The following is a 17898-nucleotide window of genomic DNA, read 5'->3' as shown; positions in this document are numbered from 1 at the left end:
GCCCCGGGCCGTTGCGCGGGCCGACCGGCACCGGCGGCACGGCCCGCGGCATCAGCGCCTGCCGGGCGGCCGCGACCAGCTCGCGGCAGTTCGCGTACCGGTTCTTCGGGCTCTTCGACATCCCGCGGCGGATCACCTCGTCGATCGCCGGCGGCAGCTGGACGAACTCGGTCAGCGCGGGCACGTCGCGGTTGAGGTGGCCCTGGATCACGTCGGGCACCGGGCCCTGGAACGGCGGCCGGCCGGCGAGGCACGCGAAGAGCACGCACGCCAGCGAGTACGCGTCGGTGCGGCCGTCGACCGGTTCGCCGCGCAGGTGCTCGGGCGCGGCGTAGGTGGGCGAGCCGAGGAAGTCGCCGCCGCGGGTGCGGTGGCCGGTGGCGCCGCGGCGGGTCAGTCCGAAGTCGGCGACGTAGATGTGCTCGCCGGCGGACTCGCGGCTGGTCACCAGCACGTTGGCCGGCTTGACGTCGAGGTGCACCAGGCCCCGCTCGTGCAGGTTGTCCAGCGCCTCGGCGACCTGGCCGAGCAGCGCGAGCGCGCGCTCGGGCTCGAGCGGGCCGCTCTTGATCAGGCTGGCCAGGTCCGAGCCGTCGACGAGCCGCATGGCGATGTAGAGCAGGCCGTCGACCTCGCCGAAGTCGTAGAGCGGCACGACGTTCGCGTGGTCGATCGCGGACGTGTTGCGGGCCTCGTCGACGAAGCGCTCGCGGAACTCGGGGTCCTCGGTGAGGTGCTCGGCGATGACCTTGAGCGCGACCTTGCGGCCGAGGCGGATGTCGGTGGCCTTGTACATCACGCTCATGCCGCCCTTGCCGAGCACACCGTCGATCCGGTAGTGCCCCAGGCGACGCCCGGTGAGGTCCTCGGCCACCACTCATCCATTCACTCGTCGGGGCCGGTCGCGCCGACCGGACACCCCGCAGCCCGGCCGAGAGAAGCGACCGTCCCTCGCCATGGTCGAGCCTAACGTTCGACGTCGCAGCCGTGCGTGCGGTTCGGCCCGATCCGGGACCTGGCCGTTACCGGCCGCCGCCGTTTCCGCCCAGCCAGGACGCCATGGTCCGGGCGTTGCGGGTCTGCACGAGCAGCTGCCCGGGCCCGGCGAAGTCCAGCAGCAGACCCTCGCCGGTGCGCACCGACTGCGGCAGCTGCGGGCTGACCGCGCGCAGCCGGCACTGGGTCTGCTCGCTGTAGGCCAGCAGGTAGCTCGGGTCGACCGTGACGAGCTCGCCCGTCTCCAGCGGCAGCACGTCGAGCGAGCCGCAGCACGCCAGCACCAACGCGCCGTCGCCGGACAGGTGCTCGAGGAAGCCGACGTCCGCGCCGAACAGGCCGCGAAACCCCGGCCACTGCGCATCGGTCCGCACGGTCGCCGTGGCCGCGAGCCAGCTCCCCCGTGCGACGCACCAGCCGCCCATCCCGTCGAGCTCGATCGTGTGCACGTCCCCGGGCAGCGCCGGCGCGACGTCGACCCAGCCGCCCTCGGCCGGCGCGGTGAACACGGCCCGGCGCGGCTTGCCCCGCGAGCTGGCGCGGGCCGGCGCCACGGCGATCCCGAAGCTCGAGGCGAGCATCGCGCCGTAGTCCGCCTGCACCGCCTCGCCGGGCGCCAGCAGCAGCCGGGCGACGCCGAACGCCGGGGTGTGCCGAGTCCGGACCTGCACGAGCCACCCCTTACGAAACGTGAGTCGTCCACCGAGTGATGCGCAGTCTGGCACGCGAGCCACGGGCGCGGCCGTCGTGCAGGATTCAGGACGTGACTGCTCCCCTCTCGGTCGACGAGTACCGCCTCCGGCTCGCTTCGCTGGTGCCGGCGGCGCCGGTGGTGCCGACCCCGCTGGCCGAATGCGTCGGGCGGGTGCTCGGCGAGGACGTCGTGTCGCCGGTGGCGCTGCCGCCCTTCGACAACTCCGCCATGGACGGCTACGCGGTGCGCGCGGCCGACGTCGCCGGCGCGGACCGGGGCGCGCCCGTGCGCCTGCCCGTGCCGGAGGACATCCCGGCCGGGCGGACCGACGTCGTGGCGCTGCGGGCGGGGACCGCGCACCGGATCATGACCGGCGCCCCCGTGCCGCCCGGCGCGGACGCGATCGTGAAGGTCGAGGACACCGACGGCGGCGAGCGGGAGGTGACCGTGCGCGCGGCGGTCGAGCCGGGCACGCACATCCGACTCGCGGGCGAGGACGTCGCCGAGGGCGTGACCGTGCTGCGCGCGGGGACCGTGCTCGGCTCGGCGCAGCTGGGCCTCGCGGCGGCGATCGGGCGAGCGGAGCTGCCGGTGCACCGGCAGGTCCGGGTGCTGGTCCTGTCGACCGGCTCCGAGCTCGTCGAGCCGGGGAAACCGTTGCGCCACGGGCAGATCTACGAGTCGAACAGCGTGCTGCTCGCCGCCGCGGTGCGTGAGGCCGGGGCGGCGCCGACCGTGCTGCGCTTCGTCCCGGACGACGTCGACGCCTTCCACGCCACCATCGCCGCGCAGGAGGGCGCCGACCTGCTGGTCACCTCCGGCGGAGTCAGCGCCGGGGCCTACGAGGTCGTCAAGGACGCGCTGGCCGGGCAGGGCGTGGAGTTCCTGCGGGTGGCGATCCAGCCCGGCGGGCCGCAGGGCTGCGGCCGGCTCGGGTCGCTGCCGGTGGTGACCCTGCCCGGCAACCCGGTGTCGACGGCGCTGTCGTTCGAGCTGTTCCTGCGGCCCGCGCTGCTCGCCGCGATGGGCCACCGGGACGTGGCCCGCCCCCGGGTCCGGGCGACGACGACCGAGGCGCTGCGGTCGCCGCGCGGCAAGCGGCAGTACCGGCGGGCGCATCTGGAAGGCACGTCGGTGACGCCGATCGGCGGGCCGGGCTCGCACCTGCTGGCGTCGTTCGCGGCGGCGGACTGTCTGCTCGAGGTGCCGGAGGACGTGACCGAGCTGCCCGCAGGGGCGGAGACCGACGTGCTGTTGCTGCGCTGAGCTGGGGCGGCGACAGTCGGTGACGAGTCCCCTACGGTTCGCCATTGCTTACCAGGCGCGCACGGCCGTACACTCACCGATGCCCGTAGGTCCACCGGCCGGCGGTGCATGTCGTCGGGGGATGCACCGGCCGGCCGGAGTGTCGACCCGGTGTGGATCAAGTAGCTCCCCAATCGTCACATTCCGTGCACGGCGTAGCGTGGTGCGCATCCGATGACCGCACTCATGCGAGGAATGTCCGGCCACAATGACCGAATCTCCTGAGCCATCCCGTGAGTCGCAGGGCGATGGCAGACTCGCCCACATCATCGCGCTGACCAGGAGCGTCGTACCGCCCATGCATCCGGCGGGCCGGCCGTTCGTGTTCGGCGCCGCCGCCGCCACGTTCGTACTGCGCCGGCTCTCGCGCCGGCTCGGGCTGGTGAGCGGCGTGCTCACCGCGGCGATCGCCTGGTTCTTCCGCGAGCCCAAGCGAGTCACCCCGGCCCGGTCGAACCTCGTGGTGGCCGCCGCCGACGGCACCGTCTCGCATGTCGTGCTGGCCGCGCCCCCGGCGGAACTCGGCGTCACCGGCGGCGAGTGGACCCGGGTCAGCGTGTTCCTGTCGGTCTTCGACGTGCACGTCCAGCGCGCGCCCGTCTCCGGCGAGGTCCGGCGCGCGGAGTACCGGCCGGGCAAGTTCCTCTCCGCCGACCTCGACAAGGCCAGCGAGGACAACGAGCGCAACTCGCTGCTGCTCGCCACCCCCGAGGGCCAGCAGGTGGCGGTCGTGCAGATCGCCGGGCTCATCGCGCGGCGGATCGTGTGCCAGGTCGACGCCGGGGACAAGGTTCGCGCCGGCGACACCTACGGCCTGATCCGCTTCGGCTCCCGGGTGGACGTCTACGTGCCGGCCGACTCGCGGGTGCTGGTCGAGCCCGGCCAGCGCACGATCGGCGGCGAGACCGTCCTCGCCGAGCTCCGGACGGTGGACTAGTTGGGCCCGCCGCCCGGCGTACGGCTGCTGCCCAACGCCATCACGGTGCTCGCCATGTGCGCGGGCCTGTCCGCCGTGCAGTTCGCCCTGTCCGGCAACTACCCGGCGGCGATCGCGGCGATAGCGGTGGCCGCGGTCCTCGACGCCCTCGACGGCCGGATCGCGCGGCTGCTCGACGCCACCAGCAAGATGGGCGCCGAGCTGGACTCGCTCGCCGACGCGATCTCCTTCGGCGTCTCGCCGGCGCTGGTGCTCTACATCTGGAAGTTCGACGGCAACCGGCTCGGCTGGGTGATCGCGCTCGTCTTCGCGGTCTGCGCGATCCTGCGGCTGGCCCGGTTCAACACCTTGCTCGACGACACCGAGCAACCGCCGTACGCCAAGGAGTTCTTCGTCGGCGTGCCCGCACCGGCCGGCGGGCTGCTCGCACTTCTGCCGCTGATCCTGACGATGCAGGTCGGGCAGGACGGCTGGTGGTCGACGACGCCGGTGGTGATGGGCTGGACGGTCGCCATCGCCGCGCTGCTGATCAGCCGGATCCCGACGCTGTCGGTGAAGACGGTCCGGGTGCCGGCCCGCATGGTCGCGCCGCTGCTGGTGCTCGTCGGGCTGGCCGCGGCCGCGGTGATCACCTACCCGATGCTGGCGCTGGCGTGCGCGCTCGTGGTCTACCTGGCACACGTGCCCTACGCGGTGCGGCGCAACCACTGGCTCGCCAACCACCCCGAGGCGTGGGACGTGCCGCCGAAGGAGCGCCGGGCGATCCGCCGGGCGCACGGGTCGAACCGCCGGCTCGGGTTGCGGCCGCCGATGCGCAAGGTCGCGGGCGCGGCCCGGCGCGCGGTGTCGGCGGCCCGCCGGGGCAACGGCTCGGGCGACGGTCACCGGGGCGGCACCGTGCTGCTCCCGACCGACTCGAGCCGGGTGCGCCGCGCGGTGCTTCGCGGCCGCGGCTGGCGGCGCACGGGCCTGCGCCGCAACCAGTCCCGGCCCGGGTCCGGCGAGCAGTAATCTCGGGTCTCATGTCACCACAGATCACGCTCACCGCTCGGCTTTCGCCGTCGGCGTTGGACACCCGCCGCGGCGTGGTGCGGCTGCATCCCGAGGTGCTCGACGCGCTCGGGCTGGAGGCCTGGGCCTGCGTGCGGCTGACCGGCGCCCGCGTGAGCGCCGCGATCGCCGCAGAGGCCGACGGGGCCGGCGCGCCCGGTGTGGTGCTGCTCGACGACGTGACCATGTCCAACGTTGGCGTGACCGAGGGCGCGGAGGTCGTGGTGGAGCCGGCGGACGTGGCGGCCGCGCGCACGGTCACCGTCGCCGGCTCGCGGCTCGCGGCGACCTCGCTGCCGCCGGAGACCGTGCGGCTGGCGCTGATCGGCAAGGTGCTGACGGTTGGCGACGCGGTATCGCTGCTCCCGCAGGACCTGGCGCCGCCGCCGGGCTCGGACCTGCCCGCCGTGCGCGGCAAGCTGTCCCGGGCCATCGGCATGACCTGGACGAACGAGCTGCTGACCGTGACCGCGACCGAGCCGCCCGGTCCGGTCGCCGTCCAACCGTCCACTGTGGTCGGCTGGCGGGACGGGGCGCGGACCGGCGAGGCCGCCCCGGTGGCTCAGCTCGCCGGCCCCGGCGGCACGGTGTCGGTCCCCGCGCGGGAGCCGGTCGCCGAGGCCGCGGGGATGGACACTGCGTCGCCGGTCGCGCCGCCGCCCCCGGTCACCGACCTGGTCGGCGCGCGCGAGGCCGCGGACCGGCTGGCCGAGTGGTTCGAGCTGGCGTTCAACCGCCCGGAGCTGCTGGCGCAGCTGGGCGCGGCGGTGCAGCTCGGCGCGCTGGTCACCGGGCCCGAGGGCGTCGGCAAGACCACGATGGTCCACTCGGTCGCGCACTCGGTCGACGCCGAGGTGGTCGAACTGGCCGGGCCGACGCTCGCCGCGCTGGAGGCCAACGCGGGCGCGCGCCGGCTGTCCGAGGCCATCGCCCGGATCAACGCCGGGATCGGTGCCGACGAGACCCCGCAGCGGCCGTCGGTGCTGCTGATCACCGACCTCGACGCGCTGCTGCCGGCGAGCAACCCGCCGCCGGTGGCCACCGTCGTGATCGACACGCTGCGGACCGCGATCCGCACGCCGAAGCTGGCCATCGTGGCGACCACCGCCCACCCGGAGGCGCTCGACCCGCGGGTGCGCGGCGTGGACCTGCTGGACCGCGCGCTGTCGATTCCGCTGCCGGGCGCCACGACCCGCACGGAGCTGCTGCGGGTGCTGTTCCGGGACGTGCCCGTCGAGTCCGATGTGGACTTCGGGGAGGTGGCCGAGCGGACGCCGGGGTTCGTCACCGCGGACCTGATCGCCCTGCGCCGTGAGGCGGCCGTGCGCGCGGCCGTGCGGGTGAAGGCGGCCACCGACCCGGTGGTCACCGGGGCGGACCTGCTCGGCGCGCTGGAGACCGTCCGCCCGATCTCGCTGTCCACTTCGGACAGCCTGCAGACCGGCGGGCTGACGCTGGACGGCGTCGGCGACATGGTCGAGGTCAAGCAGGCGCTGACCGAGGCGGTGCTGTGGCCGCTGCGCTACCCGGACTCGTTCGCCCGCCTCGGTGTCGACCCGCCGCGCGGGCTGCTGTTGTACGGCCCGCCCGGCGGCGGCAAGACGTACCTGGTCCGGGCGCTCGCGGGCACCGGCAAGCTGAACGTGCTGTCGGTCAAGGGCGCCGAGCTGATGGACAAGTGGGTCGGCGAGTCCGAGCGGGCGGTGCGGGAGCTGTTCCGCCGAGCCGCGGAGGCCGCGCCCGCGCTGGTGTTCCTCGACGAGGTCGACGCGCTGGCGCCGCGACGCGGGCAGTCCGCCGACTCCGGCGTGACCGACCGGGTGGTCGCGGCCCTGCTCACCGAGCTCGACGGCGTGGAGCCGATGCGCGACGTGGTCGTGCTCGCCGCCACGAACCGGCCGGAGCTGATCGACCCCGCGCTGCTGCGGCCGGGCCGGCTCGAGCGGTTGGTGTACGTGCCGCCGCCGGACGCCGAGGCGCGGGCGGAGATCCTGCGCGCGACGGCCCGGAACACCCCGCTCGCGGACGACGTGGACCTCGCCGAGGTGGCCCGGGAGCTGGACGGCTACTCGGCGGCGGACTGTGCGGCGCTCATCCGAGAGGCCGCGCTGACCGCGATGCGCGAGTCGCTGGAGGCGTCGGTCGTGACGGCCGCCCACCTGGCGACGGCCCGCGGCACGGTGCGCGCGTCGCTGGACCCGGCGCAGCTGGCCGCGCTCGAGGCGTACGCCAAGGCGCGGTAGCTACTTGCCAGTGCTACTTGCCAGTGCTACTTGCCATCGTTCTCGCCGCCGAGGCCCTCGTAGTCGTTGGTGACGATGACGATCACGCCGGCCGCGAAGCCGCCGATGCCGCGGAAGCGTTCCTCGACCCGCATGCCGAAGTCGCCGGCGATGTCCTCGGCGGCCTGCTGCTCGGCGGTGCCGGACCGGTAGTAGACGGTCGTGGTCGGGATCGTGCCGTACGGGTAGTTGTCGACCTGGACGACGTTCCAGCCGACCGCACGCAGGTCCTCGGCGGCCTGCGACGCGAGGCCCTCGACCGTGCTGTTGTTGTAGATGCGGACCGGCTGGGTCTTGCCGGGCTCGCCGTTGCCGTCGCCGCCGGGCGGCGGGGCGGGCGGTGAGTCGCCCGGCCGGGTGGTGGTCGTGGTCGGCTCGCCCGTCGGCGAGGAAGACGTCGGCTCCGACGTCGAGGTCCCGGACGACGTCGGCGGCCGCTGTTCGGACGAGCCGGGCTCGCTCGGCGACGTCCTCGTGGGTGGTGGCTGTGCGTTGTCGTCGCCGTTGCCCGTGCCGCCGCCGAAGACCGAGATCAGACCGATCACCAGCGCGATCACCGCGAGCCCGAGCAACGCCATGCCCGCGACCCGCAGCGGGCGCGTGGGGCTGGGCGACTCGGGTGAGCTCATCGACCCAGCCGCGGGGCCGAGCGGGCGCGCTGGCGGCCGCTGCGCAGCCGGCGCAGGCGCTTGACCAGCATCGGATCGGCCTCGAGCGCCTCACGCTTGTCGATCAAGCGGTTGACCAGCTGGTAGTAGCGCGTCGGCGAGACGCCGAACAGCTCGTGGATCGCCTGCTCCTTGAGACCGGGGTACTTCCACCACTGGCGCTCGAACGCGAGGATCTCGCGCTCCCGCTCCGTGAGGCCGGCCTCGGTCGGTGCCGCCGCGCGGGCGTGCGGATCGGAGGGCTGTGCCGGCAGCTCTGCGGCGTCCATCTGGCTCCTCGCCACGGGTCTTCTCGCGAATCACACGCCTGTGATTCGCCTCCCTCATTACATCACGCTACCCACTGTGGCGGCCCGCCATGTCGGCGAGAGTCGCGCGATCTTTCCTCCCGCGGACGTGGCTTAGGGTCGGCGCCATGGCCATACGCCCGATCGTGATCGTCGGTGAGCCGGTGCTGCACCAGCCGACGCGCCCGGTGGAGACGTTCGACGACGAGCTGAAGACGCTCGTGGCCGACATGTTCGAGACGATGGCCGCCGCACCCGGCGTGGGCCTCGCCGCGAACCAGGTGGGCGTCGACCTGCGCGTGTTCGTCTACGACTGCCCGGACGACGACGGCGTGCGGCACCGCGGGGTCCTGGTCAACCCGGTGCTGGAGACCTCCGAGCGCCCGGAGACCATGCCGGACCCGGAGGACGACCTCGAGGGCTGCCTGTCCGTGCCCGGGGAGCGCTTCCCCACCGGCCGCGCGGCGTGGGCGAAAGTGACCGGCCAGGACGTGTCCGGCGAGCCGGTCGAGGTCGAGGGCACCGGCTTCCTCGCGCGCTGCCTGCAGCACGAGACCGACCACCTCGACGGGCTGCTGTACCTGAACCGGCTCACCGGCCGGTACGCCAGGGAGTCCAAGCGGATGCTCAAGTACAACGGCTGGGGCGTGCCCGGCCTGTCGTGGGACCCAGCCGTGGAGACCGAGCCGGGCGAGGAGTAGCGGCCCGCGGCCGGTTCGCTCGCGGCGAACTCGGAACATCGCCGCCCGGCGCACACTTGCAGTAGGTGCAACTGGCGCAAGGGGCGGTGATCGCGTGTCCGAGGACGAGCTCGACGCCTACTCCCGAACGGTGAGTGCCGTGGCGAAGATGCTCACCCCGCACGTGGCGAGCGTGTCGCTGCGGCGGGGCAGCGGCTCGGCGGTGGTGTTCACAGATGCCGGGCACCTGCTGACGAACGCGCACGTGGTCGGCGGCGGCAAGCGCGGCACGGCGACGTTCTCGGACGGTACGGAGACGCCGTTCGAGGTGGTCGGCTCCGATCCGCTGTCCGATCTCGCGGTGCTCCGCGCGGCCTCGGACGCACCACCGCCAGCGGACCTCGGCGACGCCGACGAGCTCGTGGTCGGTCAGCTGGTGGTGGCGGTCGGCAGCCCGCTGGGCATGGTCGGCTCGGTTACCGCCGGCGTGGTGAGCGGGCTGGGCCGGTCGCTGCCGGTGCGCCAGGGGCAGGCGGCGCGGGTGATCGAGGACGTGATCCAGACGGACGCGGCGCTCAACCCGGGCAACTCCGGCGGCGCGCTCGCCGACTCGCGCGGGCGGGTCGTCGGCGTCAACACCGCGGTGGCGGGCTTCGGCCTCGGTCTCGCGGTCCCCATCAACCGCACGACCCGGCGGATCATCGACACGCTGATGGTCGAGGGCCGGGTGCGGCGGGCCTACCTCGGCGTGGTCGGCGTCCCGGCTCCGCTGCCGGACGAGGTGGCCGAGCGGACGGGCCAGCGCGCGGGCCTGCGGGTGCTCGAGGTCGTGGGCGGCGGGCCCGCGGACCAGGCCGGCCTGCGCAAGGGCGACCTCGTGCTCACGGTGGCCCGCGAGCAGGTCCACGACGCGCAGGGCATCCAGCGGAAGCTCTTCGCCGAGGTGATCGGCACGAACCTGGCGGTCACGGTGCTGCGCAACGGCGCGATGGTGGACGTCTACGCCCGCCCGACGGAGCTCACGGTCGGCTAGCCGCCAGCCGCTCGACCTCCCGCCGGACCAGCGCCACGCGCTCGGGCAGCGGGCCCGCGGGAACGTCGACGAGCTGGAAGCCGAGCCCACGGTAGGTCCGCTCGTGGAGCCGCTCGAAGACCAGCGAGTCCGCCAGGCTGATCCGCCTCGCCTCGGTGTGCCGGACGAAACCCAGGTTGCGGACGAAGAACACCGTCGGCTCGTACTCGTCGCCGGCCACCGCCCGTTCGACCTCCGCCACGAGCACGGGCGGCGTCGCGAAGCCGAGGTAGTGGCAGAGCGCCAGCGTGCACACCGGGGAGCGGTCGAAGAAGACGTCGGCGTCGCCCGCCACCCGAGCGGCGTCCCGGCGCCGGCGCTGCAGTCGCACGACCTGGTCGACGAAGGCGGGCTCGCGCCAGGGTTCCTCCTCACCGCACGCGTTGGCGAGGGCGATGGTGTCCGTCGCGGCCTCCTCGACCACGCGATGACCATCGAGCTCCAACTGACGCAGCACGGCCGTCTTCCCGGAACCCGGGGTGCCGGTGAGGATGTATCCGGGCATGGGCGTACTCCGATCGCACCGAGGGAAATGGTGAGCGGTGGGGTCCGCCGCGAACGTCTGGTGGCTAGCCCGAGACGGCTCGCCAGCCGGGTGGCGGATCCTCGCCGACCCGGCCGTCGACGGCCTCCCGCAGCAGGTCGGCGTGGCCGGCGTGCCGGCCGTACTCCTCGACCAGGTCGTAGACGAGCCGGCGCAGGCTGGCGTGCTGGCCGTCCGGGCCGGAGACGTCGGCGTCCTGGTCCAGCCCGCCGTCGGCGAGGGCCGCGGCCAGCCGCTCGCGGGACCGCTCGACGGCGTCGTCCCAGCTCGCGTAGAGCTCCTCGGGGGTGTCGGCGGCCGCGGAGGTGAACGGCCAGTCGGCGCTGTCCCACTCGTCGACGCGCCACGGCGGGCCGAGCGGCTTCCCGTCCAGCTTGGTGGCGAAGGTGTGGTCCTCCACGACGGCGAGGTGCTTGAGCAGGCCGCCGAGCGTCAGCGACGAGGCACCGATCCGGGTCGCCAGCCCGGCCGCGTCCAGGTCGTCGGCCTTCCAGCGGAACGTCGTGCGCAGCCGCTCCAGCGCGCCGACCAGGTGCTCGGTCTCGGTGCCGGCCAGAGGCGGCTCCCAGGGACTGTCGGTCATAGCGTGACCGTAGTCCGGCGCCACGGCAGCAGCGGCAGGTTCACCAGCTCGACCAGACGGTCCAGCGCCGCCAGCTCGGTGTACCGGCCGGCCAGCACGGCGGCGCGGACCTCGCGGACCTCGGCTCTGGACACCGGCACGCCCGCGAGCACGAACGGCAGCACCAGCCGCAGCGCCGACACCACCGGCACCCGGCGACGCTGCGGCGCGCGTAACGCCAGCGCCGCCGCGCGCAGCAGGTGGTCCGACTCGGCCCACGACCGCCACCGGGACGCGTCCGCCGCCGCGCAGCGCAGGCACACCGGGTCGCCCGCGCCAAGCTCGCCGCCGCACTCCTCGCAGCGCAGCAGGCGCAGCGACCAGTCGACGCACGTCCAGGGGTACGCGTCCGGCGTGGCCGACAGCACCTGCGTCGCGAGCTCCCGTTCGGACTCCGCGCCCGCGCTGGCCCGGGAGGCGGCCAGCAGGTCACGCCAGTCGACGAGCCAGCGCGCCTCGACCTCCTCCGCGCAGCCCAGGCACGACGGGTAGCCGCGGCCGGCCGGCTCGGCGCAGCTCGCGCACGGCGTCACCGTCGGCGTGTCCACCGACCGGTCCGGCACGAGCGCGTCCACCACGGTGGCACCGTACTTGGCGCAGCGGCGCAGCGTCCTCAGCATCGCCCTTGGCATCGCCGCGTCGGCGTGGCTATGGTCGAAGGCACGAGAACTCAACATCTTTAGCGGGAGCTCGCGCCACAGCGGGCTGAGAGGGCAAGTGGTGTCCGTTCGCAGGACCCGGCCTTGCCGACCGCCTGAACCTGACCGGGTAATGCCGGCGTAGGGAGGCTTTCCATGACTGCTCTCGAGGACCGTTCCGTTCAGCCGAGCGTGACCACCGGGCCCATCACCGGCTCCACGAAGGTCCACCGCGACGGCGTCCCGTTCCGGCGGGTGCACCTGACGAACGGTGAGCACGTCGACCTGTACGACACCTCCGGCCCGTACACCGACCCCGAGGCGACCATCGACGTCCACACTGGACTGCCGAGGCTGCGGCAGGACTGGGCGCTGGAACCGGTGAACGGCGCCGTGACCCAGCTGGCCTACGCCAAGGCCGGGATCGTCACCAAGGAGATGGCGTTCGTCGCGACGCGGGAAGGTGTCGAACCGGAGCTCGTCCGCGACGAGGTGGCCCGCGGCCGGGCGGTGATCCCGGTCAACCGCAACCATCCCGAGTCCGAGCCCACCATCATCGGCAAGAAGTTCCTCGTCAAGATCAATGCCAACATCGGCAACTCGGCGGTCTCGTCCTCCATCGAGGACGAGGTGGAGAAGATGGTGTGGGCGACTCGCTGGGGCGCGGACACCGTGATGGATCTGTCGACTGGGAGACGGATTCACGAGACTCGCGAGTGGATCCTGCGCAACGGGTCCGTGCCGATCGGCACCGTGCCGATCTACCAGGCGCTGGAGAAGGTCGGCGGCGACCCCGCGCGGCTGTCCTGGGAGGTCTACCGGGACACCGTGATCGAGCAGTGCGAGCAGGGCGTCGACTACCTGACGGTGCACGCCGGCGTGCTGCTGCGGTACGTCCCACTCACCGCGAGGCGCGTCACCGGGATCGTCTCGCGCGGCGGCTCGATCATGGCCGCCTGGTGTCTAGCGCATCACCGGGAGTCGTTCCTGTACACCAACTTCGTCGAGCTGTGCGAGATCCTCCGCCGCTACGACGTGACGTTCTCCCTCGGCGACGGGCTGCGTCCGGGCAGCATCGCCGACGCCAACGACGAGGCCCAGTTCGCCGAGCTGCGCACGCTCGGCGAGCTCACCCACGTCGCCCGCGAGCACGACGTCCAGGTGATGATCGAGGGCCCGGGTCACGTGCCGCTGCACAAGATCGCGGAGAACGTCCGCCTCGAGGAGGAGCTCTGCGGCGAGGCGCCGTTCTACACGCTCGGTCCACTCGCGACGGACATCGCGCCGGCCTATGACCACATCACGTCGGCCATCGGCGCGGCGCAGATCGGCTGGGCCGGCACCGCGATGCTCTGCTACGTCACGCCGAAGGAGCACCTCGGCCTGCCCGACCGCGACGACGTGAAGACCGGCGTGATCACGTACAAGATCGCCGCGCACTCCGCCGACCTCGCCAAGGGCCATCCGCGCGCGCAGGAGTGGGACGACGCGCTGTCCAAGGCGCGCTTCGAGTTCCGCTGGACCGACCAGTTCAACCTCTCGCTCGACCCGGACACCGCGCGGTCGTTCCACGACGAGACGCTGCCCGCGGAACCGGCGAAGTCCGCGCACTTCTGCTCGATGTGCGGGCCGAAGTTCTGCTCGATGCGGATCACCCAGGACGTGCGTCGCTACGCCGAGGAGCACGGACTGTCCACTGTGGAGGCGATCGAGGCCGGCATGGAGGAGATGGCCGAGCGGTTCCACGACCACGGCGACCGGGTCTACCTGCCGGTGGCGGACGCGTGAGCACGACACCTCCCCGCGTCCTCACCATCGCCGGGTCCGACTCCGGCGGCGGTGCGGGCATCCAGGCCGACCTGCGCACCTTCTTCGCCTGCGGGGCACACGGGATGACCGCGGTCACCGCCGTCACCGTGCAGAACTCGCTGGGCGTACGCGGCGTGTCGGTGCTCCCGGCGGACGTGGTGGCCGCCCAGATCGAGGCGGTCGCCGAGGACATCGGCGTGCAGGCCGCGAAGACCGGCATGCTGGCCACCGCTGAGATCATCGCCGCGGTGGCCAAGGCGTGCGACAAGGTCCACATCGGACGCGACGGCGAGGTCCCGTTCGTCGTCGACCCGGTGGCCGCGTCGATGCACGGCGACCAGCTGCTGCGCGACGACGCATTGGACGCGCTGCGCACCGAGCTGTTCCCGCGCGCCACGCTCGTCACGCCGAACCTGGACGAGGTCCGGCTGCTCACCGGCATCACGGTGCGCGACCGGGCCGGCGCACGGGAGGCGGCGCGGGCGCTGTTCGCGCTCGGCCCGCGGTGGGCGCTGGTCAAGGGCGGTCACCTGCACGACGACCCGGAGTGCGTCGACCTGCTCTACGACGGCTCGACCTTCCTGGAGCTGCCGGCGGCCCGAGTGGACACGAAGCACACGCACGGCGGCGGCGACACGATGGCCTCGTCGATCACCACGGCACTCGCCCGCGGCATGGACGTACCGGCGGCGGTCCGGTTCGGCAAGACGTTCGTGACGCGGTCGGTCCAGCACGCCTACCCGCTCGGCGGCGGCGTGGGCCCGGTGTCCCCGTTGTGGCGGGTCAGGCCGATTTCGGACATATAGCACCTTCGACAAAACCGTCCCCACCAGCGATGGGCGGCGTTTACGCTTCCCTGACGTCGGTCGGTGTACTCGGGAGGGGGCCGGTGGAGATGACCCGTGACCGGGTGCGCGCCCTGGTCGAGCACAGGCGCTTCCAGCTGGTCATCATCTGGGTCATCGTGGCCAACGCGGTGACGCTCGGCCTCGAGACGTCGAAGTACGTGACGGACAACTTCGGCGGCCTGCTGCACGTCGCCGACAGGGTCATGCTCGGCGTCTTCGTGGTCGAGCTCGCGCTGCGGCTGTTCGCCTACCGCCTGCGGTTCTTCACCGACGCCTGGAACGTCTTCGACTTCCTCGTCGTCGGCATCTCGCTGCTGCCGGCCAGCGGGCCGTTCTCCGTACTGCGGGCGCTGCGGGTGCTGCGCGTCTTGCGGCTGATCTCGGCGGTGCCGGCCATGCGCCGGGTGGTGTCGGGCCTGCTCGCCGCGGTGCCCGGGATGGCCTCGATCGGCGCGCTGCTCGGTCTGATCATCTACGTCGCGGGGGTGATGGGGACCAAGCTGTTCGGCGACATCTCGCCGCTCTACTTCGGCGACCTGGGCACCACGCTGTTCACGCTGTTCCAGACGATGACCGGCGAGGGCTGGCCGGACGTGGCGCGCGAGGTCATGGAAGAGGCGAAGTTCGCCTGGATCTTCTTCGTGATCTACATCCTCGTGTCGAGCTTCGCGGTGCTGAACCTGTTCATCGCGGTGATCGTCAGCGGGATGGAGAAGCAGGTCACCGACGACCTCGTCGAGGCGGAGGACCGGCACGCGGCCGACCAGGCGGCGTCGGACCGGCAGATCCTGGACGAGCTGCGGGCGCTGCGCGCCGAGGTCGCCGAGCTGCGGACGGCGGCCTCGCGGGACGCGTCGGAACCGGCCTAGCCGATGCTCACCCGGGAGCGGGCCCGCGCGCTGGTCGACAGCGCGTCGTTCCAGCGGGTGGTCGTCACCGTGATCCTGGTGAACGCGGTGACGCTCGGGCTGGAGACGTCCGACCGGCTGTCCGGCACCTGGCTGCACGTCGCGGACCGGCTGGCGCTCGCGGTGTTCGTGGTCGAGCTGGCGCTGCGGCTCTACGCGGCCGGGTGGCGGTTCTTCCGGGATCCGTGGAGCGTGTTCGACGCGCTGGTGGTGGGCGTCGCGCTGGTGCCGGCGACCGGGTCGCTTTCGGTGCTGCGCACGCTGCGGGTGTTGCGCCTGCTGCGGCTGGTGTCGGTGGTGCCGTCGTTGCGCCGGGTGGTCGCCGGGCTGCTGGCGGCGGTGCCGGGCATGGCGTCGGTGGCGGGGCTGCTCACACTGGTGATCTTCGTGGCCGGAGTGCTGGCCACCGGGTTGTTCGGCCCGATCGCGCCGGGTTACTTCGGGGACCTGGACACCACGTTGTTCACGCTGTTCCAGGTGATGACCGGGGAGGGCTGGCCGGACGTCGCGCGCTCGGTCATGGCGGTCCAGCCGGCGGCCTGGATCTTCTTCGTGGTCTACATCCTGGTGTCGAGCTTCGCGGTGCTGAACCTGTTCATCGCGGTGGTGGTGAGCGGGATGGCGGACCAGGTCACGGACGACCTGGTCGAGACCGGGCAGCGCAACGCGGACGCGCAGGCGTCCTCGGACGCGACGATCCTGGCGGAGGTCCGGGCGCTGCGCGAGGAGGTGGCGTCGTTGCGCCGGGTCACGAGGGGGCGTTGATGGGGGCTTCGCTGGGCGCGAGTCCGGTTCGGGCGCGGGCGAGAGCGCTCGCGGACGCGCCGTGGTTCAGCCGGCTGATCGTCGGCGTGCTGGTGGTGAACGCGATCGCCATCGGCCTGCGCACGGCGTCGTCGGTGTCGAAGTCGCTCGATCCCCTGCTGGTGGGGACCGAGATCGCGGTCGTGGTGATCTTCGTGGTCGAGATGATCATCAAGATCATGGGCCACGGGCGGTCGTTCTTCCGCGAGGCGTGGAACTGGTTCGACCTGATCGTGATCATCCTGTCGATCGTGCCGGCGTCGGGCACGCTGCTGATGCTGCGGACGGTGCGCATCCTGCGGACGTTCCGGCTGATCTCGGTGATCCCGTCGATGCGCCGGGTGGTGAACGCTCTGTTCACGGCGGTGCCGGGGCTGCTGTCGATCCTGGCGCTGCTCATGCTGGTGCTGTACACGTCGTCGATCGCGGCGGTGCAGATGTTCGGCGCGGTGGCGCCCGAGGAGTTCGACGGCCTGGGCGCGTCGCTGCTGACGATGTTCCAGGTGATGACGCAGGGCTGGCCCCCGGTCGCGGACGAGGTGCTGGACGCGCGCCCGCTGAGCTGGATGTTCTTCGTGGGCTACATCGTGGTGACCGGCTTCATCGTGCTGAACCTGCTGATCGCGGTGATCGTCAACGCGATGGAACGCCAGGTGACCGAGGCCATCGTGGCGAAGGAACAGCTGGTGGAACGAGACCACCACGCGGAGCTGATGACCGAGTTGACGGCCCTGCGCGAGGAGATGGCCGCCCAACGAGCGGAGCTGGCCTCCCTGCGAGCGAACCGAGAACCCGACCCGGCCTAGCCGCCGGAGTTGTCCACACCCGAACGCCCTATCCACAAGTCGATCTTGCCGCCCCACCCCGCCGCTCCCAACCGATAAACTGGCGTTTGGAGGGGTGCCCCGGAGCGGGTGGGGGCGTTGCGTTTCTGGCTTTCCGCACGCGCGCGAGTACGCGGTTGTGGGCGGATGTGCAAGGAGTCAGCGGGGCGGGCTCGAGGCCTGGGCCCAGAAGCGTTGCGGCACCCGGCCCGCCGCCCTTGCCAGCCGGCCGCCGTTGACCGCGTGGCGCATGGCCGCGGCCATCTTCTCCGGGTCCGTTGCTCGAGTGACCGACGTGGCCAGCAGGACCGCCGCGCAGCCGAGCTCCATCGCGAGCGCCGCGTCCGACGCCGTGCCGATGCCGGCGTCCAGCACCACCGGCACACCCGCTCGGGCCACGATCAGCTCGATGTTGTGCGGGTTGCGGATCCCGAGCCCGGTCCCGATCGGCGAACCCAGCGGCATCACCGCGGCGCAGCCCGCCTCCTCCAGGCGCAGCGCCAGCACCGGGTCGTCGTTCGTGTACGGCAGGACCGTGAAGCCGTCGGCGACCAACGAGTAGGCAGCGTCGAGCAGCTCGACCGGGTCCGGCAGCAGCGTGCGGTCGTCGGCGACCACCTCCAGCTTGACCCAGTCCGTGCCCAGCGCCTCCCTCGCCAGCCGCGCGGTCAGCACCGCCTCGGCCGCGGTTCGGCAGCCCGCCGTGTTCGGCAGCGGGTCGATCCCCAGGCGCGCCAACAGATCCAGCACACCCGTGCCGCCGTCGGCGTCGACGCGGCGGATGGACACCGTCGTCAGCTCGGTGCCGGACGCGACCAGCGCGCGCTCGAGAACGGCCAGGTTCGTGGCGCCACCGGTGCCGGTGATCAGTCGCGACGAGTACTCGCGCCCGGCGATGACGAACGGATCGTCCACGACCCCGTTTTGAAG

19 protein-coding genes are annotated in these 17898 nt (G+C 72.7%); 11 read left to right on the top strand and 8 right to left on the bottom strand.

The annotated features are described in order from the left end of the window. Window positions 1–874 (bottom strand): serine/threonine-protein kinase (locus tag ACRDSK_RS04635; RefSeq protein ID WP_431438638.1); only part of this gene is annotated, 874 nt, incomplete at its 3' end. Between the two features lie 148 nt (window positions 875–1022). Next, complete coding sequence (locus ACRDSK_RS04630; protein WP_431438637.1) at window positions 1023–1667, bottom strand: AIM24 family protein; 645 nt, start codon at window positions 1665–1667, stop codon at window positions 1023–1025. A gap of 92 nt (window positions 1668–1759) precedes the next feature. Between ACRDSK_RS04630 and moeA the strand changes: the two genes are divergently transcribed. The 4 genes from moeA (at window position 1760) to ACRDSK_RS04610 (ending at window position 7225) form a co-directional block, all read left to right on the top strand. Then, the gene (gene moeA / locus ACRDSK_RS04625) at window positions 1760–2956 is read left to right on the top strand and encodes a molybdopterin molybdotransferase MoeA (RefSeq protein WP_431438636.1); all 1197 of its coding nucleotides are present in this window, start codon (window positions 1760–1762) and stop codon (window positions 2954–2956) included. A gap of 247 nt (window positions 2957–3203) precedes the next feature. Next, complete coding sequence (locus ACRDSK_RS04620; RefSeq protein WP_431438635.1) at window positions 3204–3932, top strand: phosphatidylserine decarboxylase; 729 nt, start codon at window positions 3204–3206, stop codon at window positions 3930–3932. Window positions 3933–3986: 54 nt separating this feature from the next. After that, the gene (gene pssA, locus ACRDSK_RS04615; protein WP_431438642.1) at window positions 3987–4943 is read left to right on the top strand and encodes a CDP-diacylglycerol--serine O-phosphatidyltransferase; all 957 of its coding nucleotides are present in this window, start codon (window positions 3987–3989) and stop codon (window positions 4941–4943) included. Between the two features lie 11 nt (window positions 4944–4954). After that, window positions 4955–7225, top strand: a complete 2271-nt coding sequence (locus ACRDSK_RS04610; RefSeq protein ID WP_431438633.1) for an AAA family ATPase — start codon at window positions 4955–4957, stop codon at window positions 7223–7225. Between the two features lie 26 nt (window positions 7226–7251). Here the strand turns inward: ACRDSK_RS04610 and ACRDSK_RS04605 are convergent, their stop codons facing one another. Together ACRDSK_RS04605 and ACRDSK_RS04600 are read right to left on the bottom strand one after the other, a co-directional pair. Beyond that, window positions 7252–7893, bottom strand: coding sequence for a LytR C-terminal domain-containing protein (locus ACRDSK_RS04605; RefSeq protein ID WP_431438632.1), 642 nt, complete (start codon window positions 7891–7893; stop codon window positions 7252–7254). Beyond that, the gene (locus tag ACRDSK_RS04600) at window positions 7890–8201 is read right to left on the bottom strand and encodes a DUF3263 domain-containing protein (protein WP_431438631.1); all 312 of its coding nucleotides are present in this window, start codon (window positions 8199–8201) and stop codon (window positions 7890–7892) included. The genes ACRDSK_RS04605 and ACRDSK_RS04600 overlap by 4 nt, the downstream gene beginning before the upstream one ends. Window positions 8202–8347: 146 nt before the next feature. Here ACRDSK_RS04600 and ACRDSK_RS04595 point away from each other — a divergent pair, with 146 nt between their 5' ends. Together ACRDSK_RS04595 and ACRDSK_RS04590 are read left to right on the top strand one after the other, a co-directional pair. Next, window positions 8348–8920: a peptide deformylase gene (locus ACRDSK_RS04595; protein ID WP_431438630.1), complete on the top strand. Its 573-nt coding sequence runs from the start codon at window positions 8348–8350 to the stop codon at window positions 8918–8920. Window positions 8921–9068: 148 nt separating this feature from the next. Continuing rightward, window positions 9069–9932 (top strand): S1C family serine protease, encoded by an 864-nt coding sequence (locus ACRDSK_RS04590; RefSeq protein ID WP_431438641.1) that lies wholly within the window; start codon window positions 9069–9071, stop codon window positions 9930–9932. Here the strand turns inward: ACRDSK_RS04590 and ACRDSK_RS04585 are convergent. The 3 genes from ACRDSK_RS04585 to ACRDSK_RS04575 form a co-directional block, all read right to left on the bottom strand. Continuing rightward, window positions 9919–10476 carry an AAA family ATPase gene (locus ACRDSK_RS04585; protein WP_431438629.1) on the bottom strand — a complete coding sequence of 186 codons (558 nt, stop codon included), beginning with the start codon at window positions 10474–10476 and terminating at the stop codon, window positions 9919–9921. The genes ACRDSK_RS04590 and ACRDSK_RS04585 overlap by 14 nt on opposite strands. Window positions 10477–10540: 64 nt before the next feature. Next, on the bottom strand, window positions 10541–11098 hold the full coding sequence (locus ACRDSK_RS04580) for a DUF664 domain-containing protein (protein WP_431438628.1): 558 nt from the start codon (window positions 11096–11098) through the stop codon (window positions 10541–10543). After that, window positions 11095–11757, bottom strand: a complete 663-nt coding sequence (locus ACRDSK_RS04575) for a hypothetical protein (protein ID WP_431438627.1) — start codon at window positions 11755–11757, stop codon at window positions 11095–11097. The genes ACRDSK_RS04580 and ACRDSK_RS04575 overlap by 4 nt, the downstream gene beginning before the upstream one ends. Window positions 11758–11931: 174 nt before the next feature. On the opposite strand from ACRDSK_RS04575, the gene thiC reads away from it, so the two are divergent. The 5 genes from thiC to ACRDSK_RS04550 all read left to right on the top strand — a co-directional run bounded on the left by thiC (window position 11932) and on the right by ACRDSK_RS04550 (window position 16950). Beyond that, window positions 11932–13563, top strand: coding sequence for a phosphomethylpyrimidine synthase ThiC (gene thiC / locus ACRDSK_RS04570; protein WP_431438626.1), 1632 nt, complete (start codon window positions 11932–11934; stop codon window positions 13561–13563). Next, on the top strand, window positions 13560–14390 hold the full coding sequence (gene thiD / locus ACRDSK_RS04565) for a bifunctional hydroxymethylpyrimidine kinase/phosphomethylpyrimidine kinase (protein ID WP_431438625.1): 831 nt from the start codon (window positions 13560–13562) through the stop codon (window positions 14388–14390). The genes thiC and thiD overlap by 4 nt, the downstream gene beginning before the upstream one ends. An 89-nt stretch (window positions 14391–14479) precedes the next feature. Further along, the gene (locus tag ACRDSK_RS04560) at window positions 14480–15301 is read left to right on the top strand and encodes an ion transporter (RefSeq protein WP_431438640.1); all 822 of its coding nucleotides are present in this window, start codon (window positions 14480–14482) and stop codon (window positions 15299–15301) included. A 3-nt stretch (window positions 15302–15304) separates the two neighbouring features. After that, a complete protein-coding gene (locus ACRDSK_RS04555) occupies window positions 15305–16105 on the top strand; it encodes an ion transporter (RefSeq protein ID WP_431438624.1) in 801 nt (266 codons plus the stop codon). Next, window positions 16105–16950: an ion transporter gene (locus tag ACRDSK_RS04550; RefSeq protein WP_431438623.1), complete on the top strand. Its 846-nt coding sequence runs from the start codon at window positions 16105–16107 to the stop codon at window positions 16948–16950. The genes ACRDSK_RS04555 and ACRDSK_RS04550 overlap by 1 nt, the downstream gene beginning before the upstream one ends. Window positions 16951–17127: 177 nt before the next feature. Here ACRDSK_RS04550 and ACRDSK_RS04545 read toward each other — a convergent pair whose 3' ends face one another. Next, window positions 17128–17883, bottom strand: a complete 756-nt coding sequence (locus ACRDSK_RS04545; protein WP_431438639.1) for a thiazole synthase — start codon at window positions 17881–17883, stop codon at window positions 17128–17130. Window positions 17884–17898 lie beyond the last annotated feature (15 nt).

Source organism: Actinophytocola sp. (genome assembly GCF_050699915.1).
GTDB lineage: Bacteria > Actinomycetota > Actinomycetes > Mycobacteriales > Pseudonocardiaceae > Actinophytocola.
The sequence above is the reverse complement of the archived record's forward strand: the minus strand, read 5'-3'. Positions and strand labels throughout refer to the sequence as shown.